Genomic DNA, 23,943 nt, shown 5'->3' with positions numbered 1-23,943 from the left:
TATGCTGACTATTAAAAAATATGCTGCTATTGACATTGGATCCAATGCGGTACGCTTGCTTATTTCAAATATTATTGAACAAAAAGGAAAACCAACACTTTTCAAAAAAAGCGCTTTGGTGCGTGTTCCTATTCGTTTGGGAGCAGACGTGTTTTTAAAGCATCAAATTTCCAAAGAAAATGAACTGCGTTTGGTAGATACCATGAATGCGTTTAGGCTGCTCATGAAATCACATAAGGTCACTGCTTACAAAGCTTGCGCTACTTCAGCAATGCGTGAGGCTGATAATGGTGATGACATTGTGAAGCTTATAAAAAAACAATGCCAGATAAAGATAGATGTTATTGATGGCGAAGAGGAAGCCGCAATTATTGCTGCTACTGATTTGAATAGCTTTATCGATAAAAGCAAAACCTACTTATATGTTGATGTTGGGGGTGGGAGTTCTGAGTTTTCTGTGATTGATCAAGGTGTAACCACAGCTTCAAAATCTTTTAAAATAGGGACGGTAAGACTGTTAAATGACATTGTCCAAAAAGAAGCCTGGTTAGAGTTGGAATCATGGATCAAGCAACACACCAACGGTTTTGAGAAGATTGATCTTTTGGGTTCAGGGGGAAACATCAATAAAATCTTTAAGATATCAGGAAAGGCTATGGGAAAACCGCTCACGTATTTCTATTTGACCTCCTATTACAACATGCTCCAAACCTATAGTTATGAAGAGCGCATAACTGAATTGGACTTAAACCAAGATAGGGCAGATGTGATCATTCCGGCAACCAGAATCTATCTTTCTGCCATGAAATGGAGTGACGCCAAATACATCTACGTTCCTAAAATTGGGCTTTCTGATGGGATTATCAAAAGTGTATATTTTGGTACGGTTGCAAGTGTAAATTTGATATAATAAGCCGTTTGTCTTCTTTTTATTGTTAGATATCTAATTTATAATTGAAATACTATTTTTCAAATTATATTCACTCACTCAAATCTTATATTATGAAAAAAATTTTTACACTTCTACTTTTTGCAGGTATTACAACCTACTCATTTTCTCAAGATATTAAATACGGTGTGCACTTTGCTACCAACGTGTCCAACATGGATTATGAAGTTGATGGAATTAGATCAAATCCACATAGAAACGGGTTTGTTTTTGGAGCCTTTGTAGATTTTGGACTGACCGAAACCTTGGCAGTAATGACAGAATTGCAATATTCTCCCGAAGGTGCAAATTTGCAATATTACAAAACAGATTATCTCAACTTGCCAGTAATCTTAAACTATAATATTTTTGGTGGATTTAAGCTTGGTGTCGGTCCGCAGGTAGGATTGAAAGTCCACAAACAGAATGACGGATTTAAAAACTTAGTGTTTTCAGGTGTTGGGTTTGCCGAGTATATGGTGACTGATGAAATTGGTATTGATTTCCGTTATTTGTATGGCATTTCAAATGTGTTTGATGATGAATTGGACCTGGAAGCTAAGCAAGGTGTGATGCAATTTGGATTTACTTATCGACTATAACATCTACTAAAATATATTACAAATAAAGCTCCAATACTGTTGGAGCTTTATTTTTTTATGCTTCTACTGATGTGTTAAAATGAGCCATAAATACAAAGGCGTCTATCCATGGATCGTTTCACTTTTACTCAAATTTTTCATGATTTGAGCTTCATAATCTAACAGTTCATTCCATTTTTGATCCACTTCTTTTCTTTCGCCATATTGTCTTGCAAATCCTAAAAACATGGTGTAATGGTTGGCCTCACTAACCATTAGTTTTCTGTAGAATTCAGCTAATTCCTTATCTTCCAATTCTTCCGAAAGCAAACGAAAACGCTCGCAGCTTCTGGCTTCAATCAAAGCCGCGTAAAGTAGTCTGTGGACAAGTTGTGTGGTTCTGCTTCCGCCTTTAGGAAAAAAGCCAATCAATTGAATGACATACTCATCCTTCCGGTCTCTACCAAGAATCCATCCATTTTCAAGAATTTTATCATGCACCATTTTAAAATGGCTGATCTCTTCCTTTACCAAAGCCACCATTTCTTGCACCAATTCAGTATATTCCGGAAAACTGACAATCAAAGAAATAGCAGTGCTGGTTGCTTTTTGTTCGCAATAAGCATGATCTGTCAAAATATCTTCAATATTTTTTTCGACGATATTGACCCAACGTGGATCTGTAGGTAATTTAAGTCCGAGCATGATTTACTGATTTTGGTGTCATTTCTACCCAAGAGAAATCACATGATTTTTATTTTTTTTAAATTTTATAGTAACTCAACTTTGTGCTTCTATTAAATTCAAGGTTTGTTGTCCGTTAGAATCGATCGACATTCTATATAACTTATGTGTATCGTCTATAGGATTGATAAATGTAATGTCCAGTTTAATGTCTTCTGCAGTTGATAGTTCCTGATTTACCCAGGCGTGCTGTAGCGTCGCGTTATCCCAAAACGGGTCAGCATCAATTGCGCTAATTTGTTTGGCTGAAATATGAGTGTTCAAAATATCTTTGGTTGCTGTAAAAACGCTTATGTCTGACTCAAACACACGCTGATAATTCACTTTTTTAGTAACACCATTTGTGGCATCTGAAATTAATATCTGCTCATCCAGAAGTGAGTAATTCTTGATCCGAACTTGGACACTGTTTGAGATAATGGTATCGGTAACAATCTCCACATAGGATTCAGGATGATAAGTGGCACTCTGAACTGGTGTTGTTTTTAAGTTAAATGCAGAAACAGCCTGTTCTAAAGATTCCTTTTTTGTTTTTCTGCTATCACAGCTCAAACACACTATGGAGACTAAAGCGACTAATACTAATAAATTCTTCATAAGACAAGATATTAAAGCATCATAAAAAGTTATAAAAATTAACTATAAATCCAGCCCAAATGTTTTTTTCAAGAGCTCAATATTCGGGTTTTTCTCTTTCAATTTCTCGTATTTTTCAATGGGCGTAAAGGCGTATTGCTTTGCAATTTCTTCATTGACATGAATCTCTAAAGATAAGTTATAATTACGAAGTGATTTTCTGAGATGTTCCATCAACGGGAATTGGGCCCGTTCCAATTCTATTTTGAGAGATTCAAGAGGGAATTCCACATGGATTTCAGTGCCTTTTAAAACCGGCTTGTTCATTTCCAACATAGACACCATAATCTTTTCTCCTTTTGTGTTTAAAGAGCTAATATAGGTGTCCCACGCTTTGAAGAAGGCTTCTGGTGTAAATGCTTCTGAAGGTAAATCATTTGGATCAATAACCACCTCCATCTGTTTAATCAGATGTTCCTTTTTAGCCCTAATACTTTTTAAAGAAAGACCAGAAGTGCGTTTGCTATCAAATTTCAAATCAATTTTAGGAACTGATTGTTGGGAATAATCGCTTTGCTTTTCCTTGATAACAGGTTCAGGCTTGATTTCTAACGATTCAGTTACAGGAGTGCTACCCGATACTTCTTTTTTAGGAAGCGATACAGAAATAGGGGTTATCCCTTTGGCCTTAAAATAAGAGGCCGGGATTATGTAGTGTTTGCTATTTTTTTTTTCTTCCATCAAAAGTGATAGAGGCAAGCTGCATTAAGGTCAGTTCAACGAGTAAGCGTTGATTCTTACTGCTTTTAAATTTGAGATCACAGTCATTGGCCAATTCAATGCCCTTCATCAGAAACTCGTAGGACGCTTTTCTGGACTGTTCCATGTATTTCAGCTTGGTATCCTCACCAACTTCAAGCAATTCTATGGTCTGCTCATTTTTGCAAACCATCAAATCCCTAAAGTGTGACGCTAAACCTGCAATATAATGGTGCCCATCAAAACCTTTAGATAAAGTGTCATTAAACTGAATGAGCAGTTCAGGTATTTTATTCTCTAAAATTAAATCGGTACTCGTAAAATAGGTTTCGTAATCAAGAACATTTAAGTTCTCAGTAACGGCTTGTCTGGTTAAATTTTTACCAGAAAAACTGACTACCCTGTCAAAGATGGACAGTGCATCACGCATAGCGCCATCAGCCTTTTGGGCAATAATATGAAGTGCATCATCCTCGGCATCAATGCCTTGTTCTTGTGCAATGTATTTTAAATAGTTTTTAGCATCTTTAACCGTAATGCGTTTAAAGTCAAAAATTTGGCAACGTGACAAAATCGTTGGAATAATTTTGTGCTTTTCAGTGGTCGCTAAAATAAAAATGCAGTGCTTAGGTGGCTCTTCCAAGGTTTTCAAGAAGGCATTAAACGCCGCTTGAGAGAGCATGTGCACCTCGTCAATAATATAGACCTTATATTTTCCAACTTGTGGCGGAATCCTAACTTGATCTGTCAAATTACGGATATCATCCACCGAGTTGTTAGAAGCTGCATCCAATTCAAAAATGTTGAATGCAAAGTCTTCATCTTCTTTCTCAGTACCATCACTATTGATCATTTTGGCCAAGATACGTGCACAAGTGGTTTTGCCTACCCCACGCGGACCGGTAAAGAGTAGGGCTTGGGCCAAATGATTGTGTTCAATGGCATTTAATAAGGTATTGGTAATAGCCTGCTGGCCCACAACATCCTTGAAGGTTTGTGGTCTATACTTGCGTGCCGATACGATAAAATGTTCCATCAATAGTGTTGCATACAGTCCGGTATTTGATAATGCCAAACTTGAAGTAACAAAGTTAGAAAATCGGTTCTAATAAAGGAATTACAAGGTGTGATTTTAGCATTAGTTATTAACAAAAAAGGCATAGGTTCCGAGAGTCTAAACTACGTTAGAGTGTTGTATTGAGTGTTTATGTTGAAATTGGCAACTTTAGGCAATTAAATCTTTAGTCAATTAAAACTTTAAAGTAACTTTGGCCGCAAGTAATTCGCCTTATCGCTGTTCATGCAAATGGATGGAGGAAAGTCCGAACACCGTAGTGCAACATAATGGTTAATGGCCATCGGTCGTGAGATCAGGAAAAGTGCAACAGAAAGTATGTACAGGTCATGCTGTAGTGAAACCAGGTAAACTCTATGTGGTGCAATGTCATGTATACCAACGTCCCGATCCGTCGGGAGAGGGCGGCACGCTCGATTGTTGGAGGGTAGACAGCAAAAGTGTGCTGGTAACAGTACACTCAGATAAATGATAAGGGCATTTTTATTTCTGGAATTCATTTCCAAAAAGAAAATGTACAGAATTCGGCTTATAGATTTACTTAAACTAACAGGCTCTTTGAATTTTCAAAGGGCTTTGTTTTTTAAAAATAGTTTAGGTAAATCTCAGTGCTTTCTCACTGTATGTCTGCGAAACAGTAACTCACAAATTTATTCTGATTTCTCAAAAAAACTAAACGCACTACTTCCATAATTTTTAGAATACCTAAAGTTGGGCAAATGAGATAGATCGGTCTGTTTGGCGTGCTCAACAATTAAGACACCATCATTTTCCAAAAGTTCATTTTTAAAAACCAACTCCGGAATTCTTGAAAATTGTTCTAAGCTAAAAGCATAAGGCGGATCAGCGAAAATGATTGTAGATTGAAACTTGGAGCTTTCTAAAAATTTAAAGACATCACTTTTTATAGTTTGAATATCCATTTCAAATTCTTCAGCGGTTTTATTGATAAATTTAATACAGCCAAAATCTTCATCCACACAGGTGATGTTTTCCGTGCCTCTGGATGCAAATTCATAACTGATGCTTCCTGTACCTGCAAAAAGGTCCAACACAGATATCTCATCAAAATAAAAGCTATTGTTCAGGATATTAAAAATAGCTTCCTTTGCCATGTCAGTCGTTGGACGAACGGGGAGTTTTTTTGGCGCTGTAATGCGTCTTCCTTTAAAATTACCTGAGATTATTCGCATGGGTTGAAACTATTTAAAATAAGTGTGTGTTGGTGTTTGGATGCACTATTGTCATTGGTGTCATAAGCATACTTTTTAGAAGGCTTACCGAAAGTTACATAACGAATATAGGTATAAAGAATTTTGTACAACGCATCACCTTTTTCAATAGCTCCCGTTAATTTAACAACCACGTTTTCAGGGTTTAACTGGAGTTGTTCAATGGTGAAAAGTATAAAGTAGATAAAATCTTCTTTGCTGTCATACTCAAAAGTGTTGTAAAGCTGAAGCTGTCCTTTTTTGACGACCACCATTTCAAAATGAAAGGGCTCCACGTTGATATATATGCTGTCATCCTTAGAATATTTATCTTGCTTTAGGGCCTGTTCCAATAAAATGGTGGATGCATGCTTGTATTCAAATTCACCATAGACCTCAAACAAATAATTGTTAATATTCATATAAGGTACAAACACATTGACGCTTTTAATGGCTTCTATTTTATCGTGGGAAATAAAATCAGTTTTAATGATTTTTGAACTGAACTTCAAATAGTCTGCTGAATTTTGCTCGTCAAAGAATTTCTCTGGAACTAAATTGGACAGTTCATTTTGAAAAAACACTAAAATGCTATCAAACGTGCCATTTAAAAGCGGCTCCTCTGCGATGGCGTTTCTAAGATGTTCCAAAACAACTTCTGGTGTAACTTTGCCTTTAAAGTCAAGACGCTTTAAATACGTTACTTTCGAGTTTGTACAATTTAGGATACAAAAAGAAAGTCCACTCAAACTAATTTGAATGGACAGTTTTTTTAAGATTTTCAATTCCAATTTATTCAGTGGTTGAATAGTTTTTAGGCCAGTTACCAATGGTTTTGACTTCCGTCATAGAACCAACCATTAATTTTGGTCCATTTACACCATCAACAGATATGACTTGTTTTTCTTTTGCAATCAAGTTTTTATCCTCACCATCCAGAATGATGGCTTTATCTACACTTGCTTCAAACACAGGGATATCATCTAATTTACCTGCTTTCAAGGTGAATTTTGCTCCAGGTTTCCCTACAGGTACATTCATCATCGTTTTATAACGGGTATCAGCTCCAAACAAAGAATCTTTTACTGGAACATAACCTAAAGTATCAATAATGACAATTTCTTTTGTAGTAGTAACGCCACCAAAACGTCGCGTTGCCTCTTCGTCAACAATGGTAGAGTCCTTACGTTGTGTAATTGTATATTTCCCAGTTTCTATAAAGTTGACTAGAGCATCAAAGTCATCGGTAAATTTACCATTCACTTGTTTGTATGCCATTTCAGCATCTCTAATATCATTTAATTTTTCAATAACAATAGCATAGCGTTTGTCTTTAAGTTGATTGAATTGGATTTCTCCATACACTGACATAAAGGTGCTGTAGCCAAGAAAAGCAATAGCCGCCCATAGTAAGATATGCAAAATTGGCTTAAAGTTTTTAGGAACAAATTTGTCAATCAACCATACGATTCCAATCGTAAGGACGATAACAATTACAATAGCAAGGATTACTGTTAGCATAGTTTGTGAGTTTATTTTTATAATTGGTCTATCGCAAATCTACAATTTTTTTTTATTCACGAAAACCAAACCTTATAAAAATGATAAAATTAAAAAAGTTGATGTGTCAAATATCGCAATATGCTTTTAAAAAGGATGTCATAAAGTTACAACAATTCTTTATAAACATTACCTTTCCGTTTTAAGAAAAATGACTCTCTCAAATATGAATGCCTCCGATTTTTATAAACATTTAATACAAAAATTTCCATTTGAACCTACGTTAAAGCAAAATATAGTCCTCGATCAGCTTTCAAATTTTGTTTTTGACACCAATACCAATCAGTTATATTTGTTAAAAGGGTTTGCTGGTACCGGAAAAACAAGCATCATCGGGACTTTGGTTTCCAATTTATGGCATATTAAAGTAAGTGCGGTATTGATGGCACCCACGGGAAGGGCCGCCAAGGTTATCGCAAATTACTCAGGTAAGGAAGCGTTTACCATTCATAAAAAGATTTACTTCCCTAAAAAAGATAAAGGTGGCGGTGTTAAATTTGTAATGCAGCCCAACAAGCATCGCAATACTATATTTATTGTCGATGAGGCCTCAATGATTCCTGATGCGCCATCAGATTCAAAATTGTTTGAAAACGGATCTTTGCTAGATGATTTGATGCAATATGTATATTCTGGCCACAATTGTAAATTATTGCTCATAGGCGATAAAGCACAATTACCGCCTGTGAAATCAGATTTAAGTCCGGCATTAGACAGTGTACAACTCAATCTCAACTATAATAAAAATGTTATTACCATGGAACTGGACGAAGTGGTACGGCAAGGTCAGGATTCAGGGATTTTGATGAATGCCACCAAGCTTCGTGAGGTTTTGGAAGGCGAATTTTATGAGTCTTTTAAATTTGATCTAAAAGGATATTCAGATATTGTTCGTCTTGTAGACGGTTATGAAATCATGGATGCCATAAATGATGGGTATTCAGACCAAGGCCATGAGGAAACTGCCATTATTGTGCGCAGTAATAAACGGGCCAATTTGTATAACAAACAAATTAGGGAACGCATTTTAAACAATGAAAATGAACTTACTGTTGGCGATTTTTTAATGGTGGTAAAAAATAATTATTTCTGGGTAAAACCAACCTCTGAGGCAGGATTTATTGCAAACGGTGATATCGTTCAAGTGTTGGAAATCTTTAGTATTCAAGATCTATACGGGTTTAGATTTGCAGAAGTAAAAGTCCAAATGGTAGACTATCCAAAAATGACGCCCTTTGAAACAGTTTTACTTTTAGATACGATCGAGGCAGAATCGCCTTCATTACCTTACGAAGAATCCAACAGGTTATATCAGGAAGTACAAAAAGATTATGAAGAAGAAACATCCAATTATAAAAAATTCCTGAAAATTAAAAATAACAAACATTTCAACGCGTTACAAGTCAAATTTTCTTATGCCATTACCTGTCATAAATCGCAAGGTGGGCAATGGCATACCGTTTTTGTGGAACAGCCTTATTTGCCAAACGGTATCGATAAAGATTATTTGAGATGGCTTTATACCGCTATTACCAGAGCGAAAGAAAAGTTATATTTGATAGGGTTTCCGGAGGATTTTTTTGAAGTATAAACAAACGCAAATTCATTATCCACACCTTAACAACTCAACAAAAAAAAACAGACAACAAAAAATAAACCAATAAAACATGGAAACCATCATCAGCATTTGTCTTGGTATTGGATTGGCCGCCTCCGTGGGTTTCCGCGTGTTTTTGCCGTTGTTTGCACTCAGTTTGGCCTCTTATTTTAATGTCTGGGAGCTGAACTCCTCGTGGCTTTGGGTAGGAAGCCTCACTGCAGTTATCATCTTTGGTGTTGCTACCATTATTGAAATCTTGGGGTATTACATCCCGCTGGTCGATAATTTATTGGACACCATCGCCATTCCATTGGCCGCCGTAGCAGGAACCGCGGTGATGATGTCTACTGTGTCTGATTTAAGTCCTGTAATTACGTGGGCGTTGGCCATTATCGCAGGCGGTGGAACGGCAGCCACCATTAAAAGTGCTGCAGGATCTTCACGAATAACATCAACTGTCACTACTGCAGGATTTGGTAATCCGTTGGTATCAACCATAGAGACAGGCACTTCTATCATCATGTCCATCTTTTCAATTTTCCTGCCTATTATTGCTTTTGTCTTGGTGATCTTTGTTTTGTTTGTCATTTTCAAACTTTATAAAAAGATTAGACCCTCCAAACCCTAAAATACCCCAAAAAGTTTTATTTTTGGAAGGAATTTTGGCCAACTATGAAGATAATTTCAATGATTCCGGCGCGTTACAGCGCTACACGTTTTCCAGCTAAATTGATGCAGGATTTGGCTGGCAAAACCGTTATTCTCAGAACGTATGAAGCTACTGTGGCCACTAATTTGTTTGATGATGTGTATGTGGTGACGGATAGCAGTATCATTTACGACGAAATTGTCAACAATGGTGGGAAAGCCATCATGAGTAAAAAAGAACACCAATCTGGTAGTGATCGTATTGCAGAAGCAGTAGAGCATTTAGATGTTGATATTGTAGTAAACGTACAGGGAGATGAACCTTTTACAGAACGGGAAAGTTTAGAAAAGGTATTGAATGCTTTCAAAAACGACCATCAAAAAGAAATCGATTTGGCTTCCTTAATGGTGGAGATTCACGATTGGGAAGAAATAAGCAACCCCAATACGGTAAAGGTTATTGTTGACCAGAATAACTTCGCTCTATACTTTTCGAGAAGTCCCATTCCTTATCCGCGAGATAAAGACGCAGGCGCGCGCTATTTTAAGCACAAGGGAATTTATGCGTTTAGAAAACAGGCGCTTCTTGATTTTTATAAATTACCAATGCAATTCATTGAGGCTACTGAGAAAATTGAATGTATTCGTTACTTGGAATATGGTAAACGGATCAAAATGATAGAAACCCATGTGGAGGGTGTTGAAATTGACACACCTGAAGACCTAGAACGCGCAAAACGTTTATGGAAATAGACTATACCAACATAAAAGTAATCGGTTTTGATGCTGATGATACGCTTTGGGTCAATGAAACCTATTTTAGGGATGCTGAACTTGAGTTTGCAAAACTTTTGGCACCCTATGAAACGGTCAATAAAATTGATCAGGAGCTGCTTAAACGACAAATTGAAAATTTGCCATTATACGGTTATGGCATTAAGGGGTTTATCCTTTCTATGGTAGAGATCGCACTGGAACTGTCCAATAACTCTATCAGTAATACTACTGTAGAAGCGATACTCAATATAGGCAAGGACATGCTCAATAAACCAGTTGATCTTTTAGAAGGTGTAGAGAAAGTCTTATACGAATTATCTAAAGACTACCGATTAATAGTTGTGACCAAAGGTGATCTTTTAGACCAAGAACGTAAATTGGAAAAATCGGGCTTGCTGGATTATTTCCATCATATAGAAATACTCAGCGATAAACAGGAAAAAAATTATTCCAAATTATTGAACCATTTAGATATTAAACCTTCTGAGTTTTTGATGATAGGCAATTCATTAAAATCAGATATTTTACCTTTGGTAAACATAAAAGCGCACGCCATCCATATCCCATTTCACACAACCTGGATCCATGAGCAAATTGTAACCAATACATATGACTCTAAGAAATATAAAATCATGACTAGTTTATTGGATGTTCTTCCATTGCTGAACAAAAACCCCAAAACTTAAGTTAAGACAATAAAAAATGAATTATAAAAATTATCCAATGGTGTCCAGAGTTGTTTTTGGACGCGGTAGCTTTAATCAATTGAACGATATATTAGCCCCAAAACGATTAAATGCCAAAGCACCATTTATATTTTTGGTAGATGATGTTTTTAAGGGAAACGCTTGGTTGACCTCCAGAATTTCTCTGGCTTATGATGATCAACTACTTTTTATTTCAGCAGATGAAGAGCCAACCACATCACAAGTAGATGAACTGGTAGAACAGATTATTTTGAACCATACAGATCGCCCTTCAGGTATTATTGGTATTGGAGGCGGGACACTATTAGATTTGTCAAAAGCCGTAGCCATAATGCTCACCAATGAAGGAGAATCTAAAGACTATCAAGGGTGGGATTTGGTAAAAACACCCGCCATATATCACGTTGGCGTCCCTACAATTTCAGGCACAGGAGCCGAAGTTTCCCGAACTACCGTATTGACAGGACCTGAGAAGAAACTGGGTATCAATTCTGATTATACCCCATTTGATCAAGTTATTCTGGATCCTGAATTGACTAAAGATGTTCCTAAGGACCAATGGTTTTACACAGGCATGGACTGTTATATCCACTGCGTTGAATCATTAAAAGGCACCTATTTGAATGCTTTTAGTCAAAGCTATGGAGAGAAATCGCTTGAACTTTGTAAAGAAATATTTGTTGATGGTGACGGTTCTGAAGAAGAGTTGCAAGACAAACTCATGATGGCCTCTTGGCATGGTGGGATGAGTATTGCATACTCTCAAGTGGGCGTTGCACATGCCTTGAGTTACGGCTTAGGATACCTATTGGGCACTAAACATGGCCTGGGCAACTGTATCGTTTTTGATCATTTGGAGGAATTTTATCCGGAAGGTGTCGCATTATTTAAAAGAATGAAAAAAATCCATGGCATTATACTTCCACAAGGCCTTTGCTCAAAACTTGATGAGGATGAATTTAATACCATGATTGATGTTGCCTTGGCAATGGAACCGCTGTGGGAAAATGCCATGGGTAAAAATTGGAAACAAACCATCACAAGAGAAAAGTTAAGGGCCTTATACGAAAAAATGTAGTATGCAGTGGTTATCCAAATTTATATACTCCAAGATTCTTGGCTGGAAGGTTGTTGGCAATGTCACGATGTCAAAAGACACCATTAAAAAGGCAGTAATAATCGCGGCGCCCCACACCAGCTGGCAGGATTTTTACATTGCCCTTATGATGCGACAGGTAATTGGTGTAAAATCAAATTATGTGGCCAAAAAAGAACTTTTTAAATGGCCATTTGGATATTATTTTAGAGCGATTGGAGGCGCACCTTTAGACAGGCGTCCTGGACAAAACAAAGTAGAGGCCATTGCCAAACTGTTTGAGAACAGGGCAGAATTCAGATTAGCTTTGTCTCCAGAAGGCACAAGAAAGAAAGTTGAGGAGTGGAAAACAGGATTTTACTACATAGCAAAAAAAGCAAATGTGCCTATCATCATTGTTTTACTTTCGTATTTTGAGCATAAACAAAACAAGATTTCAGAACCTTTTTACCCTACCGAAGATTTGGTGGCAGATTTTAAGTACATGCGCAGTTTTTTTTGATGGTGTTAAGGGGAAAGTTCCAAAGCATTCCTAACTCACATAATTAAGTTTCAAAACTTCTGGGCAAATAGATTGGCATGCAATTTGAAAAGAAGCTATAGAATTAATTGGTGAAACATAAAGTAAACATAATCTTTTTGTCCCTAAAGAGAAACATCAGTAAATTTTTGTTACAAAAGCTATCTTCTTGGAGATAGCTTTTTTTATTGATCTATATTTCAAATAAAATTTCAATCACAAATTTGCATATACATTAGTGACGTACATAATTAGTAAGTGTCTATCTTTTAATTGTGAAATTATTATTATTATTATTATGAAAAAGTATAAGGCCAACAATTTCTTGTTGGCCTTATACTTTTTATTGAAAGCGTGTTTTAATTATTCTTCAACATCAGAAGTTTCCTCCATGGTATGATATACGTTCTGAATATCATCATCATCTTCCAATTTTTCTAACAGTTTTTCAACATCTTGTGCTTCTTCAGGTGTCAATTCTTTAGTGACTTGCGGAATGCGTTCAAATCCTGACGATAAAATTTCAATCTTACGATTCTCTAATTCAGACTGAATAGCGCCAAAACTCTCAAACGGGGCGTAGATCAAAATGCCATCGTCATCCCTAAACACTTCCTCGGCTCCAAAATCTATAAATTCCAATTCAAGTTCCTCAGGATCCAAACCTTCGGCATCGATTCTGAAATTACAGGTGTGGTCAAACATAAACACGACTGAGCCTGACGTCCCCAAGCTTCCATCACACTTATTGAAATAACTACGCACGTTGGCAACTGTTCTGGTGTTATTATCAGTGGCTGTTTCAACTAATATAGCAATCCCATGTGGCGCATAGCCTTCAAAAAGTACTTCTTTAAAATCGCCCAAGCTCTTATCTGACGCCCGCTTAATAGCTCGTTCCACAGTATCTTTAGGCATATTGACAGCCTTCGCATTTTGCATAACAGCTCTCAATCTTGCATTGGTATCCGGATCAGGACCGCCATCTTTTACGGCCATTACAATGTCTTTACCAATACGCGTAAAGGCTTTGCTCATTGCTGACCAGCGTTTCATTTTACGTGCTTTACGAAATTCAAAAGCTCTTCCCATTTTATGTTCTAAGTTTTAAGTATAAGTTTAAAATTCTAAATCTGACTGTGCCATTAGTTTACTGCCACCATCCATCACAAACTGATGACAAATTTAAAAAAATCAATTCATCAATAGGTATTCAAAAGGTGAAAAAAGCGTGTAAAAAATTTCTTGAGATCGTAAATAAGCCAATCGCTAAAATTGTTAATGACAGAATTAATGTGAGGCTCATTTTAGGTTGCAAAGAGGATCTTGAACATTAGAATTTATTGGGTTGTTTTATATAGTGATGCCATTACCGCTTTGTGGAACAGTTGATCCAAAGGAACTATTCGATGTTAAAAACTATCTGTTTCAGAATACTTTCAAGAGTTCTATGATTTTTCGAATATCCTATAAGCGGAGTCGCACATCTCGTTTTCTTAAAGTACAATTGAACAGCTATCAGAAAGCATCTACAACTCATGGTTAGAAAAAGAGTAATTGACTACTCTTGAACTTCAACGATAGCTTCAATAGCTTCAGCCAATTTAAAATCTTTTTCGGTCACGCCTTTGGCACTATGTGTAGATAATGAAATGGTGAGCATGTTGTAGACATTTTTCCATTCTGGGTGATGGTTTTGCGCTTCACATTCAAAGGCAATTCTGCTCATCGCACTAAAACAATCCTTGAAATTGTCAAATTCAAACTCCGCATGAAGCGCGTTGTCATAATATTCCCAATCAGGAAAATGCAATAATTTTTTTTCAATGGTTTCTTCAGATAATGGAGACATAATTTAGATTTTTTTAGTTTCTTAAAATTAGAAATTATTATTGACAAATTCTAAATCTAAGGGTTATAATTAATGTAATTGTCCAATTCTTCAAGAAGTTCAGTACTACTTAATTGAAGGTGTTTTGGCAATTTGTTCAGTTTGGGCATCACGGCTAAATAACGGTCTTCATTGGTAGTGTAAACCTGCTTGAAGCGCACCGATTCTGATGTGATCAAAGCCACAATTTCCATAATAAAATCATCATGATGCACCAAATCAGAACTCCCCAAGTGGAACACACCATGCTCATTTCTATTAATGATGTAATGGATTTGTTGGGTCATCTTAAAATCTGTAGTCACATTCATGATGAGGTTTGGAAACACTTCAATGGCCGTTTTTTCTGCTATATGTTGCTTAATTTCTTTGAGGCGAGGGGACTGGGTGCCAAAAATCATTGGCAACCTGATAATCACTACTTTCCTTTTTGGCAAGCGCAGTAACATATTTTCAATTTTGATCTTGAAATGGCCATAAATACTATCGCTTAGCGTTTTATCATCCTCATAACTTGGGTATTTGCTATAGGCATCAAACACATTGGCAGATGAAAAGAATATAATTTTGCAATCATGAGAAACCACATACTCCGCCAGATGCTGATGGGCAATAACTTGGGCATGAAAATCGCCACGTAAGCAGGAAATGATGATTGATGGTTTTACGACGTCGAGAATTTCAAAAATATCATCTTCTTCCACACGGTATTGGAAAAAGTGCTTATTGTCATCAAAAGTTTTATTTGAAATGTGGTAGGTGCCAAAGGTCTTAAAATATGAACACAGTTCTTTATACAGAGAATTTCCTATAAAGCCACTGGCGCCAAGGATAAGAATCCGATGTTTGTTGTCTGGTGTCATCATGTATTGGGGCAATTTTTAAAAAATAGACAATCTAGTCATGGAGGTAAACTGCTCCAAGGCTCTCATTCCTAGCAAGGAATTGCCTTGCATATTTAAACCGGGAGACCAGACTGAAATTGTATAGTGATTGGGTAAGAGCGCTACAATGCCCCCACCAACACCACTTTTTCCTGGTAAGCCCACTTCAAACGCAAATTCTCCTGCTTCGTCATAAAAACCGCAGGTAAGCATAATGGCATTGATACGTTTGGCTTGACTTTCAGAAAGATGTCTCTTTTGTAAACAGCAAGAGCCATGATTGGCAAACATAAAAAATGCCTTAGACAGTTGCTCACAGGTCATTTCAATGGCACATTGGTGAAAATAGAAGTCTAAAACATCATCCACATCATTTCTCAAATTGCCATAGGCTTTTAATAAATTTGCAGCGGCATAATTATTATATCCTGTCATACGTTCAGAATTTGCCACATCCTCATTGAACGCGATGGTAGGATCATCAACGACAGATCTGACGTAATTTAAAAAATCCTCTTTCGGATTTTCAAGTAGAGTGACCAAAATATCAGCAATAACAAGTGCTCCAGCATTTATAAGGGGATTTCTCGGAATGCCGTTTTCTAGCTCTAAAAGCGATAAATGGTTGAAAGGGTTTCCTGAAGGTTCAACATCCACACGTTGCCATAAATTTTTAGGATACATTGGCAAAGCCATGGCAAGTGTCAAAACTTTTGAGATACTCTGAATGGATAATTTTTTGTTCCAATCGCCAGTGGCAAAGGTTTCTCCGTTAATGAGCCGCAGGTGGATTCCAAAATTTTGAACATCAATATTGGCTAACTCAGGGATGTAAGAAGCCACCAACCCTCTGTTGACTTCATCCTTTAAGTTACTGTGAATAGTATCAATGACATTTTGGTAATCGATCATGAATTAGGCTTTATAAAATGGAGTCTTCACAACGGTTGCTGGAACTGCATTTTTTCGAATTTGAATATTAATTTTACTGCCAACTTCAGAATAGATAGCCGGTACGTATCCTAAACCGATCCCTTTATTTAGAGAAGGAGACATGGTGCCAGAAGTAACTACCCCAATGGTTTTACCGTGGCCATCCACAATATCGTAACCATGACGTGGAATGCCGCGTTCATCCAACTCAAAACCGACCAATTTATTTTCTGGCCCGTTTTCTTTTTCAGATTTAAGCGCTTCACTATTGGTAAAATCTTTGGTGAATTTTGTTACCCACCCCAAACCAGCGGCAATAGGAGAGGTGTTTTCGTCAATGTCATTGCCGTAAAGGCAATAGCCCATTTCTAAACGTAAGGTGTCACGAGCGGCCAATCCGACGGGTTTGATACCAAAAGATGCTCCAGCTTCGAAGACCTTATCCCAAATTTGCTTTACTTCTGAGTTTTTACAATAGATTTCAAATCCGCCGCTACCTGTATAACCCGTTGCCGAAATAATCACGTGTTCAATACCTGCAAAATCCCCCACCACAAAATTGTAAAATTTGATTTCAGAAAGGTCATGGCTTGACAGGCTTTGCATTGCTCCAACGGCCTTAGGCCCTTGAATAGCAAGTAAAGAATATTCAGATGAAAGATCTCTTAGCGTTGCACCCACATCATTCTTGGAACTGATCCAATTCCAATCCTTTTCAATATTCCCAGCATTGACGACCAACAGATAGGTTTCTTCTTTAATTTTATAGATGATTAAGTCATCTACAATTCCGCCATTATCATTTGGTATATAGCTGTATTGTGCCTTGCCGATAGTTAATTTGGAAGCATCGTTGCTGCACACTTTTTGGATCAATTCCAGAGCATGAGGGCCTTCAATTAAAAATTCACCCATGTGCGACACGTCAAACACGCCTACGCTTTGTCGTACCGTTTCATGCTCAATACTTACCCCTTCATATTGAACAGGCATATTGAAACCTGCATAAGATACTAATTTTGCTCCCAGAGCTTCATGTGTGGACGTTAAGGCTGTACTTTTCATAAGTTATGTGTTTCGTTTCCGCAAGGCAGAATGTGTTTTAAATGTTTTGATTTATAACTGAGCTAAGGCAAACCCTATAAAATTTTGAATATTTTGAGGAAGTTTCCATAGTTGCAGCACAAAAGTATCGAAAATTATCTGTTTTAAAAATGAATGACTTCGATTAAAAAAATGTTAAAATGGTAAAGAGCGTTAAGATTAAAATCAGCACTAAAATAAATTTCGGAATTAATAGGAGGAAAGCAAAAGTTGATAAACTTAAGTTAAATACCTTTTAAAATAGTGTTCAAAAGTAAATTATTGCTAACTTATTACTATGGAAAATGTATTAGTAGCAGGTGCAAATGGCACCACCGGAAAACAGATCGTAAAGCTTTTGACAGAATCACAGTATTTTAAACCTGTGGCAATGGTTAGAAAAAAAGAAGAGATGACTCAGTTTGAAAACGACGGCATTGAAGCGGTCTTGGCAGATTTGGAAAATGATGTGTCACACGCCGTAAAAAATATAGATAAAGTAGTATTTGCCGCAGGTTCAGGTGGGAAAAATGTAATAGGCGTCGATCAGGATGGCGCAAAACGCTTGATTGATGCGTCAAAAAATGCAAATGTTAAGAAATTTGTGATGTTGAGTTCTATGGGTGCTGATGCCCCAGAAAAAGCAGAGGAATTACAAGATTATTTGAAAGCAAAACACAATGCGGATGAATATTTGAAAAGCAGCGGATTAAATTATGCGATTGTAAGACCAGGAAGCTTGAACAATGACAATGCAACCAATCATATTAAATTAAAAGAAAAATTATCAGAACGCGGAGAAATCAGCAGGGCAGATGTGGCACAAACACTTGTCCACGTGCTCAATGATGACACCGCCAATAAAGTATCTTTCGAGATTTTGAAAGGAGACACCTTAATAGGAAAAGCTCTAGAAAATTTCGCTAGTAAATAAGCCTGGAAGCGTTTTAGAAATAATTTAGAAAAAGAGGCAATTTGCCTCTTTTTTTTTATGAAATGCTGTTTAATAAAACGGTCTTTAATTCGTTGTAATGCGCTATTGGAATGGATACTTTTTCCTTATCCATAACGGCCTCAATTTGTGGCGGCAAGTCAATGTTTTTTTGGATGACAGCTTCCACCACTTCCAAGAATTTTGTGGGATGTGCGGTTTCCAAAAACACACAATGTGCATTGTCGTGATTTTTTAAATACGCTTTACAGCCCAAATAACCCACGGCACCATGCGGATCTGCAACATATGAAAAATCAGTATAAAGCTCTTTGAGCGCTTTCCTCGTGTCATTATCAGAAAAACTATAGGACGATAAGTTTGATTTGAGCGCCTCAAAATTATTCTTGTAAATTTCCTGAATCCTGATAAAATTACTAGGGTTGCCCACATCCATGGCATTACTTATGGTTTGAACCGAAGGTTTTGGCTGGTATAATTGTGAGGTAAGATACTCAGTCACCACATTATTTTCATTATTTGAAGCGATAAAATGTTGTATGGGTAACCCTAATTGCTGTGCCATCATGCCTGCGCAAATATTCCCGAAGTTACCACTTGGTACAGAAAACACAACATTTTTATTGGTTTTATGAAGCTGTTTATAGGCGAAAAAGAAATAAAACATTTGAGGCAACCAACGTGCAACATTAATTGAGTTTGCTGAAGTGAGTTGCATTTTACTGGTCAACTCTTCATCTAAAAATGCGCGTTTCACCATATCTTGACAATCATCAAAAACTCCATCCACCTCTAAGGCTGTAATGTTTTGCTTGAGCGTTGTCAATTGTTTTTCTTGAATATCACTCACTTTTCCACTCGGATACATTATCACCACATTGACACCCTTCACGCCTAAAAAACCATTGGCTACAGCACCTCCAGTATCACCTGATGTGGCTACCAAAACGGTGATTTCCCCAGTGTCATCTTGATTAAAGTACGCTAAGCAACGCGCCATAAATCGAGCGCCAACGTCTTTAAATGCCATAGTTGGCCCATGAAACAACTCTAGTGTAGCTATCTTTTCATTAATTTCCACGATCGGAAAATCAAAGGATAAGGTTTCTGAAATAATGGTTTTTAAAACAGCTTCAGGAATATCTGGACTCACGAATTGCTTTATGGCTTCAAAAGCAATGTCTTCATAAGAAAGATCATCTATGTTTTCAAAAAAAGAGCTTGGTAAAGGCGTGATACGCTCTGGAAAATATAATCCTTTGTCTGGAGCAATACCTTTTATGACGGCCTCTTTGAATGAGGAGTTTGGGGCTTTTTTATTTAGTGAGTAGTATTTCATGGTAATTGACGGGTGACGGATGACGGGTGACCGAAGTTAGTGTCGATAGGTCATTTTTATTTAATTAATTTTATTTTTAAATGCGATCATCATATTCATCATAAGATTTTTCATATAAATTGTCGAATTGAGCTATTGTTAAATAATTTCTATTTCTTGATTTATAAAGACATGTCACAACTTCAGCCAATGACCGGATTGCATAGCCTATAAATTTCTTTTGCTCAGGATTGCTTTGTCCAATTGAACCTTCTGAAATATTTGATGCAATAGAATCAGCCGCACGTCTTATTTGAGATGATAAATTATATTTTTCTTTATCAGGAAAAGACGCTGTCAGAACATCAATTTCTTCACCTAAATCCATTGCTTTTTGCCAGATTATCAGGTTTTCAAATTTAAATTTATTCATAAGTCATGTTTTTTGGCTAAAACCAGCTCTGCCACCAGTCATCCGTCATCCGTCATCCGTCATCCGTCATCAGTCTTATCTCATAAGATTTTAATTCCTCCCGTATTAATCCGCGACACATAAGTTTCAAATGCAATGGTCGTACTCGAATATACATCCCGCATCGCTCTTTCAACGCTTTTAGCATTTTCAATTCCTTTGGATAGCGTAAAAATAGATGGTCCAGCGCCAGAAATTCCAGCACCCAAAGCTCCATGAATAAGTGCGGCCGACTTGACTTCCGCAAAATGCGGAATTAATCTGCTACGGTGCGGTTCAACAATAACGTCATGAAGTGCTCTTTTCAATAAGTCGTAATCATTAGTGTGCAGGGCATGGACAAAACTTCCCACGTTGGCCCATTGTGTAATGGCATCCGTCAACGGAAATTCCTTGGGTAAAATGGCCCTAGCATCAGAAGTTTTAATTTCTATTTGTGGATGGATAATGGTTGCATACATATCTTTTGGCGTCGGTAATTGTAGAACTTCCAATGGCGATGTGCTTTTTACCAGCGTAAATCCCCCGAAAATCCCTGGAGCTAAATTATCTGCATGCTCACTACCGCTTGCCAAAGCTTCACCTTTCATTGCGAAATCAGTCACTTGGGTTTTATTGTAAGGTCTTCCTAAAAGTTCATTGATGGCAAAAACACTTCCACATGCACTGGCGCTACTGCTGCCAATACCACTACCGGGTTTAATTTTTTTGTAAATTTCAATTTCAAATCCGCAGTTAGGTTGCGCATCAGCAAGCATTGCCAATGCAGAAACTCCTGCTACATTTTTTTTAGCTTCAAATGGCAATTTATATCCTTCGATCTTAGTGATAAAAATTCCTTTTTTTTCTGTTTTTCTAACAATCATCTCATCCCCAATAGTGTCTAAACAAAATCCTAGGACATCATATCCGCAGGACACATTAGCTACCGTTGCCGGGGAGAATATTTTGATTTCATTTTTTGTCACAAGTACTTTTATTAATTTTGTTTACAGAACCATCCGCGACTGTTTGTTTTATACGCCAACTGCCGACCGCAGACTGCCGACTGCCAACTGCAGACTGAGAACTAATTCCCAATTCTAATAATATCAGCAAACAATCCTGAAGCCGTTACATCAGCTCCAGCACCGGCACCTTTAATGATCATTGGCTGTTGTGGATATCGCTGAGTAAAAAACATCACGATATTATCCTTGCCTTTCAGATTATAAAAAGGATGATCCGACGGAATTTCTTGCAGGCCAACTTTAGCTTTCCCTTCGTTAAATTCGGCCACATATTTCAACTGGCAGTCGTTCTTTTTTGCAGAGGCATATAATTTTTGGAAATGGCCTTCATCAGCTATTAACGTTTGATAAAAATCATCCACAGAATCACTTTTTAGATTGTTTTTTGTTAAAAACGACGTGTTTTCAATGTCTTCCAAATTCATTTCAGTACCACTTTCTCGAGCTAGGATCAGGATTTTTCGAGCCACATCAACACCACTTAAATCAATCCGCGGATCAGGCTCCGTATAACCTTCCTTTTGTGCTTGTTTTACAACATCGTGAAAATTTGTATGGTCATCAAAATTATTGAAAACAAAGTTTAAACTTCCAGAAAGCACCGCTTTGATGGACGTTATTTTATCGCCAGAAGCAATCAAATGATTTAAGGTATCAAGGATGGGTAAACCAGCACCAACATTAGTTTCAAATAAAAATGGCGCATTGTATTTTACCGAAAGTCTCTTGAGATTGCTATAGTTTTCAAACACACTTGAACAGGCAATTTTATTGCAAGCCACTACAGCAATGCTCTCTTTTAAATAATCTGCATAAATTTTTGAAACGTCTTCATTAGCAGTAACATCCACAAAAATACTGTTGCGTAGGTTGAAGCTTTTGTTGCGTTCTAAAAACCCTTCCAAGGAGGCCTTTTCCCCTGAAGCCAATTGTTCCTTCCAAGATCTTAGGGATAGTCCAGATTCATCAAAAATCATGGTTCTAGAATTGGACAAGCCGATCACTCTCATATTAATTTTCAGTTGCTCTTTCAAATATTTTTTCTGTTGTTTGATTTGCTCTACAAGTCGTTCCCCAACATTTCCAACCCCAGTGATATAAACATTCAGCTGTTTGGTCTGATCTTCAAAAAAGCGTTCATGAATAGTATTCAATGCCTTTTTTACATCCTTTTGTGCAATGACTGTAGAAATGTTCTTTTCTGAAGCACCTTGGGCAATGGCTCTAATATTAATGTTATTTTTACCTAAGGCACTGAACATTCTGCCGCTAATACCTTGATGATTCTTCATATTATCACCTACAAGGGCGACAATAGATAAATCTTTTTCTACAATTATAGGATCTATTTTTTTTAATGAGATTTCATTTTCAAATGTGAGGTTAATACTCATTGCTGCAAGATTGGCATCTTTTTCATCAATACCAAAACAAATCGAGTGTTCAGAAGACGCTTGAGTAATAAAGATGACGTTGATTTTTTCTTGCGCCAAGGTTTCAAACAATCGCTTAGAAAACCCGGGAATGCCCACCATACCATGCCCTTGCAAAGTCAATAAGGCAATATTACTGATGTTGCTGATCCCTTTTGCAGCCTTGGAAAATCCGTTGTTCTTGTCGTTAGTAATGATGGTGCCTTGGGCTTCGGGCTCTGTCGTGTTTTTGATGTGGATGGGAATATTTAAATCCAAAACAGGTTGCACTGAAGGCGGATATAAAACCTTTGCACCAAAATGCGAAAGTTCCATAGCTTCCTGATAAGATAGTCTTTCAATAGGATACGCCTGTTTGACGAGTTTAGGATTTGCCGTAAACATGCCGCTGACATCTGTCCAGATTTCCAATCGGTTGACGTGTAACGCTGCAGCAATAATAGCTGCCGTAAAATCAGATCCACCACGGCCTAAGGTTGTAATTTCTCCCGATTCAGATTTGGACACAAACCCAGGAAGGATCGTGATTTTTTGATTGGCATTCTTAAAATAGTGTTGAATGTTAGCGTTTGTGATGTTGTAGTTCACTTCAGCTTTGGTGAAATTAGCGTTGGTCACCAAAAGATCTTGACTATTTTTTCTGACCACATCTAAACCATAGCTTTTCATGGTTTCTGCAATGATGTAGGAGGAAAGGAGCTCTCCCACACTTACTAACTTATCTGAGGTTTTAGGAGACAGTTCATTGATAAGATAAATGCCATCCAACAAGCTTTTTAAACTTGCTAATTTACTCTCAACATATTCTTTTACGGTGTCATTCTGTACAGGGATGAGTTCAAATAAAAGATTGAGATGGATCTCTTTAATAGTTTTGAATTCAGAAAGATAGCTTTCGTTTTTCTGCTGTGCCAGTTCGCCAGCTCTCAACAGTTTATCTGTAATGCCACCCACCGCTGAAACAACGCAAACAACAGGTTCAGTTTTTGAATATTTATCTAGAATTTGAATAACCTTTTTTATGTTTTCTGCGGAACCGACTGATGTTCCCCCAAATTTTAATACGTTCATAGCGGATGGTATAATGAATTAACAGTAACTATATTAAAAATAAAATGAATTGGAAAATATGCGACGAGATAAAATATAAACATTAACCCCAAAGGGTAATACTGTGAATAGAAA

Annotated in this window: 23 protein-coding genes, 1 other RNA gene and 1 pseudogene; 10 read left to right on the top strand and 15 right to left on the bottom strand. The window is 37.1% G+C overall.

Features of this window, described 5'->3' with window-relative positions:
* Position 1: 1 nt before the first annotated feature.
* Together A9996_RS12175 and A9996_RS12170 are read left to right on the top strand one after the other, a co-directional pair.
* Complete coding sequence (locus A9996_RS12175; protein WP_066435259.1) at positions 2–910, top strand: Ppx/GppA phosphatase family protein; 909 nt, start codon at positions 2–4, stop codon at positions 908–910.
* A gap of 92 nt (positions 911–1,002) precedes the next feature.
* Positions 1,003–1,530, top strand: a complete 528-nt coding sequence (locus A9996_RS12170) for an outer membrane beta-barrel protein (RefSeq protein WP_066435257.1) — start codon at positions 1,003–1,005, stop codon at positions 1,528–1,530.
* A 102-nt stretch (positions 1,531–1,632) separates the two neighbouring features.
* Here the strand turns inward: A9996_RS12170 and A9996_RS12165 are convergent, their stop codons facing one another.
* The 3 genes and pseudogenes from A9996_RS12165 to dnaX form a co-directional block, all read right to left on the bottom strand.
* Positions 1,633–2,214 (bottom strand): MiaE family protein, encoded by a 582-nt coding sequence (locus A9996_RS12165; RefSeq protein WP_066435255.1) that lies wholly within the window; start codon positions 2,212–2,214, stop codon positions 1,633–1,635.
* A gap of 75 nt (positions 2,215–2,289) precedes the next feature.
* Positions 2,290–2,850, bottom strand: coding sequence for a hypothetical protein (locus tag A9996_RS12160; protein WP_066435251.1), 561 nt, complete (start codon positions 2,848–2,850; stop codon positions 2,290–2,292).
* Positions 2,851–2,892: 42 nt separating this feature from the next.
* Positions 2,893–4,624 (bottom strand): annotated as a pseudogene (gene dnaX, locus A9996_RS12155) (DNA polymerase III subunit gamma/tau).
* A gap of 239 nt (positions 4,625–4,863) precedes the next feature.
* Between dnaX and rnpB the strand changes: the two are divergent.
* Positions 4,864–5,211: RNase P RNA component class A (gene rnpB, locus A9996_RS12150), an RNA gene on the top strand.
* Between the two features lie 102 nt (positions 5,212–5,313).
* Here rnpB and rsmD read toward each other — a convergent pair.
* Genes rsmD through A9996_RS12135 form a run of 3 tightly spaced genes read right to left on the bottom strand, consistent with a single transcriptional unit; the run spans position 5,314 to position 7,395 of the window.
* Positions 5,314–5,856, bottom strand: a complete 543-nt coding sequence (gene rsmD / locus A9996_RS12145; RefSeq protein WP_066435249.1) for a 16S rRNA (guanine(966)-N(2))-methyltransferase RsmD — start codon at positions 5,854–5,856, stop codon at positions 5,314–5,316.
* On the bottom strand, positions 5,847–6,659 hold the full coding sequence (locus A9996_RS12140) for a DUF3822 family protein (RefSeq protein ID WP_169817256.1): 813 nt from the start codon (positions 6,657–6,659) through the stop codon (positions 5,847–5,849). The genes rsmD and A9996_RS12140 overlap by 10 nt, the downstream gene beginning before the upstream one ends.
* A 7-nt stretch (positions 6,660–6,666) precedes the next feature.
* Entirely contained in the window at positions 6,667–7,395 is a 729-nt protein-coding gene (locus tag A9996_RS12135; RefSeq protein WP_066435247.1) for a hypothetical protein, read from the bottom strand.
* A 190-nt stretch (positions 7,396–7,585) separates the two neighbouring features.
* On the opposite strand from A9996_RS12135, the gene A9996_RS12130 reads away from it, so the two are divergent.
* From A9996_RS12130 to A9996_RS12105, 6 genes are all read left to right on the top strand, one after another.
* Complete coding sequence (locus A9996_RS12130) at positions 7,586–9,025, top strand: ATP-dependent DNA helicase (protein ID WP_394337355.1); 1,440 nt, start codon at positions 7,586–7,588, stop codon at positions 9,023–9,025.
* A 76-nt stretch (positions 9,026–9,101) separates the two neighbouring features.
* Positions 9,102–9,662: a DUF4126 domain-containing protein gene (locus A9996_RS12125; protein WP_066435242.1), complete on the top strand. Its 561-nt coding sequence runs from the start codon at positions 9,102–9,104 to the stop codon at positions 9,660–9,662.
* 44 nt (positions 9,663–9,706) lie between these two features.
* Positions 9,707–10,435 (top strand): 3-deoxy-manno-octulosonate cytidylyltransferase, encoded by a 729-nt coding sequence (gene kdsB, locus A9996_RS12120; RefSeq protein ID WP_066435240.1) that lies wholly within the window; start codon positions 9,707–9,709, stop codon positions 10,433–10,435.
* Positions 10,426–11,145: an HAD family hydrolase gene (locus A9996_RS12115; RefSeq protein WP_066435238.1), complete on the top strand. Its 720-nt coding sequence runs from the start codon at positions 10,426–10,428 to the stop codon at positions 11,143–11,145. Before kdsB ends, A9996_RS12115 begins: the two co-directional genes overlap by 10 nt.
* A gap of 16 nt (positions 11,146–11,161) precedes the next feature.
* A complete protein-coding gene (locus tag A9996_RS12110) occupies positions 11,162–12,244 on the top strand; it encodes an iron-containing alcohol dehydrogenase family protein (RefSeq protein ID WP_066435232.1) in 1,083 nt (360 codons plus the stop codon).
* Position 12,245: 1 nt separating this feature from the next.
* Entirely contained in the window at positions 12,246–12,764 is a 519-nt protein-coding gene (locus A9996_RS12105; RefSeq protein WP_157487215.1) for a 1-acyl-sn-glycerol-3-phosphate acyltransferase, read from the top strand.
* A gap of 381 nt (positions 12,765–13,145) precedes the next feature.
* On the opposite strand, the gene A9996_RS12100 is transcribed toward A9996_RS12105, so the two are convergent.
* From A9996_RS12100 to gcvT, 5 genes are all read right to left on the bottom strand, one after another.
* Entirely contained in the window at positions 13,146–13,874 is a 729-nt protein-coding gene (locus A9996_RS12100; protein ID WP_066435228.1) for a YebC/PmpR family DNA-binding transcriptional regulator, read from the bottom strand.
* 469 nt (positions 13,875–14,343) lie between these two features.
* Positions 14,344–14,634, bottom strand: a complete 291-nt coding sequence (locus A9996_RS12090; RefSeq protein ID WP_066435216.1) for a 4a-hydroxytetrahydrobiopterin dehydratase — start codon at positions 14,632–14,634, stop codon at positions 14,344–14,346.
* Between the two features lie 56 nt (positions 14,635–14,690).
* Positions 14,691–15,539 (bottom strand): sugar nucleotide-binding protein, encoded by an 849-nt coding sequence (locus A9996_RS12085; protein WP_066435214.1) that lies wholly within the window; start codon positions 15,537–15,539, stop codon positions 14,691–14,693.
* Between the two features lie 15 nt (positions 15,540–15,554).
* On the bottom strand, positions 15,555–16,469 hold the full coding sequence (locus A9996_RS12080) for a glutaminase (RefSeq protein ID WP_066435212.1): 915 nt from the start codon (positions 16,467–16,469) through the stop codon (positions 15,555–15,557).
* A 3-nt stretch (positions 16,470–16,472) separates the two neighbouring features.
* Positions 16,473–17,555, bottom strand: coding sequence for a glycine cleavage system aminomethyltransferase GcvT (gene gcvT, locus A9996_RS12075; protein ID WP_066435209.1), 1,083 nt, complete (start codon positions 17,553–17,555; stop codon positions 16,473–16,475).
* A gap of 316 nt (positions 17,556–17,871) precedes the next feature.
* Between gcvT and A9996_RS12070 the strand changes: the two genes are divergently transcribed.
* The gene (locus tag A9996_RS12070) at positions 17,872–18,507 is read left to right on the top strand and encodes an SDR family oxidoreductase (protein WP_066435207.1); all 636 of its coding nucleotides are present in this window, start codon (positions 17,872–17,874) and stop codon (positions 18,505–18,507) included.
* Positions 18,508–18,562: 55 nt separating this feature from the next.
* Here A9996_RS12070 and thrC read toward each other — a convergent pair whose 3' ends face one another.
* The 4 genes from thrC to thrA form a co-directional block, all read right to left on the bottom strand.
* Complete coding sequence (thrC, locus tag A9996_RS12065; protein WP_066435204.1) at positions 18,563–19,864, bottom strand: threonine synthase; 1,302 nt, start codon at positions 19,862–19,864, stop codon at positions 18,563–18,565.
* Positions 19,865–19,940: 76 nt separating this feature from the next.
* Positions 19,941–20,276, bottom strand: coding sequence for a four helix bundle protein (locus tag A9996_RS12060; RefSeq protein WP_066435201.1), 336 nt, complete (start codon positions 20,274–20,276; stop codon positions 19,941–19,943).
* Between the two features lie 80 nt (positions 20,277–20,356).
* On the bottom strand, positions 20,357–21,283 hold the full coding sequence (locus A9996_RS12055) for a homoserine kinase (RefSeq protein WP_066435195.1): 927 nt from the start codon (positions 21,281–21,283) through the stop codon (positions 20,357–20,359).
* Between the two features lie 101 nt (positions 21,284–21,384).
* On the bottom strand, positions 21,385–23,829 hold the full coding sequence (thrA, locus tag A9996_RS12050) for a bifunctional aspartate kinase/homoserine dehydrogenase I (RefSeq protein ID WP_066435193.1): 2,445 nt from the start codon (positions 23,827–23,829) through the stop codon (positions 21,385–21,387).
* Positions 23,830–23,943: the final 114 nt, after the last annotated feature.

This window comes from Gelidibacter algens (assembly GCF_001678675.1).
Classification (GTDB): domain Bacteria; phylum Bacteroidota; class Bacteroidia; order Flavobacteriales; family Flavobacteriaceae; genus Gelidibacter; species Gelidibacter algens.
Note: the sequence above shows the minus strand (reverse complement) of the source record. Positions and strands in the feature narration are given on the sequence as shown.

Coding starts and splice junctions, on each gene's coding strand:
- A9996_RS12060 (WP_066435201.1), bottom strand. CDS start 20,276: ATGAATAAATTTAAATTTGAAAACCTGATAATCTGGCAAAAAGCAATG.
- A9996_RS12110 (WP_066435232.1), top strand. CDS start 11,162: ATGAATTATAAAAATTATCCAATGGTGTCCAGAGTTGTTTTTGGACGC.
- A9996_RS12100 (WP_066435228.1), bottom strand. CDS start 13,874: ATGGGAAGAGCTTTTGAATTTCGTAAAGCACGTAAAATGAAACGCTGG.
- A9996_RS12135 (WP_066435247.1), bottom strand. CDS start 7,395: ATGCTAACAGTAATCCTTGCTATTGTAATTGTTATCGTCCTTACGATT.
- A9996_RS12105 (WP_157487215.1), top strand. CDS start 12,246: ATGCAGTGGTTATCCAAATTTATATACTCCAAGATTCTTGGCTGGAAG.
- A9996_RS12160 (WP_066435251.1), bottom strand. CDS start 2,850: ATGAAGAATTTATTAGTATTAGTCGCTTTAGTCTCCATAGTGTGTTTG.
- kdsB (WP_066435240.1), top strand. CDS start 9,707: ATGAAGATAATTTCAATGATTCCGGCGCGTTACAGCGCTACACGTTTT.
- A9996_RS12085 (WP_066435214.1), bottom strand. CDS start 15,539: ATGATGACACCAGACAACAAACATCGGATTCTTATCCTTGGCGCCAGT.
- thrC (WP_066435204.1), bottom strand. CDS start 19,864: ATGAAATACTACTCACTAAATAAAAAAGCCCCAAACTCCTCATTCAAA.
- thrA (WP_066435193.1), bottom strand. CDS start 23,829: ATGAACGTATTAAAATTTGGGGGAACATCAGTCGGTTCCGCAGAAAAC.
- A9996_RS12165 (WP_066435255.1), bottom strand. CDS start 2,214: ATGCTCGGACTTAAATTACCTACAGATCCACGTTGGGTCAATATCGTC.
- A9996_RS12115 (WP_066435238.1), top strand. CDS start 10,426: ATGGAAATAGACTATACCAACATAAAAGTAATCGGTTTTGATGCTGAT.
- rsmD (WP_066435249.1), bottom strand. CDS start 5,856: ATGCGAATAATCTCAGGTAATTTTAAAGGAAGACGCATTACAGCGCCA.
- A9996_RS12090 (WP_066435216.1), bottom strand. CDS start 14,634: ATGTCTCCATTATCTGAAGAAACCATTGAAAAAAAATTATTGCATTTT.
- A9996_RS12170 (WP_066435257.1), top strand. CDS start 1,003: ATGAAAAAAATTTTTACACTTCTACTTTTTGCAGGTATTACAACCTAC.
- A9996_RS12125 (WP_066435242.1), top strand. CDS start 9,102: ATGGAAACCATCATCAGCATTTGTCTTGGTATTGGATTGGCCGCCTCC.
- A9996_RS12175 (WP_066435259.1), top strand. CDS start 2: ATGCTGACTATTAAAAAATATGCTGCTATTGACATTGGATCCAATGCG.
- A9996_RS12070 (WP_066435207.1), top strand. CDS start 17,872: ATGGAAAATGTATTAGTAGCAGGTGCAAATGGCACCACCGGAAAACAG.
- A9996_RS12080 (WP_066435212.1), bottom strand. CDS start 16,469: ATGATCGATTACCAAAATGTCATTGATACTATTCACAGTAACTTAAAG.
- A9996_RS12130 (WP_394337355.1), top strand. CDS start 7,586: ATGACTCTCTCAAATATGAATGCCTCCGATTTTTATAAACATTTAATA.
- gcvT (WP_066435209.1), bottom strand. CDS start 17,555: ATGAAAAGTACAGCCTTAACGTCCACACATGAAGCTCTGGGAGCAAAA.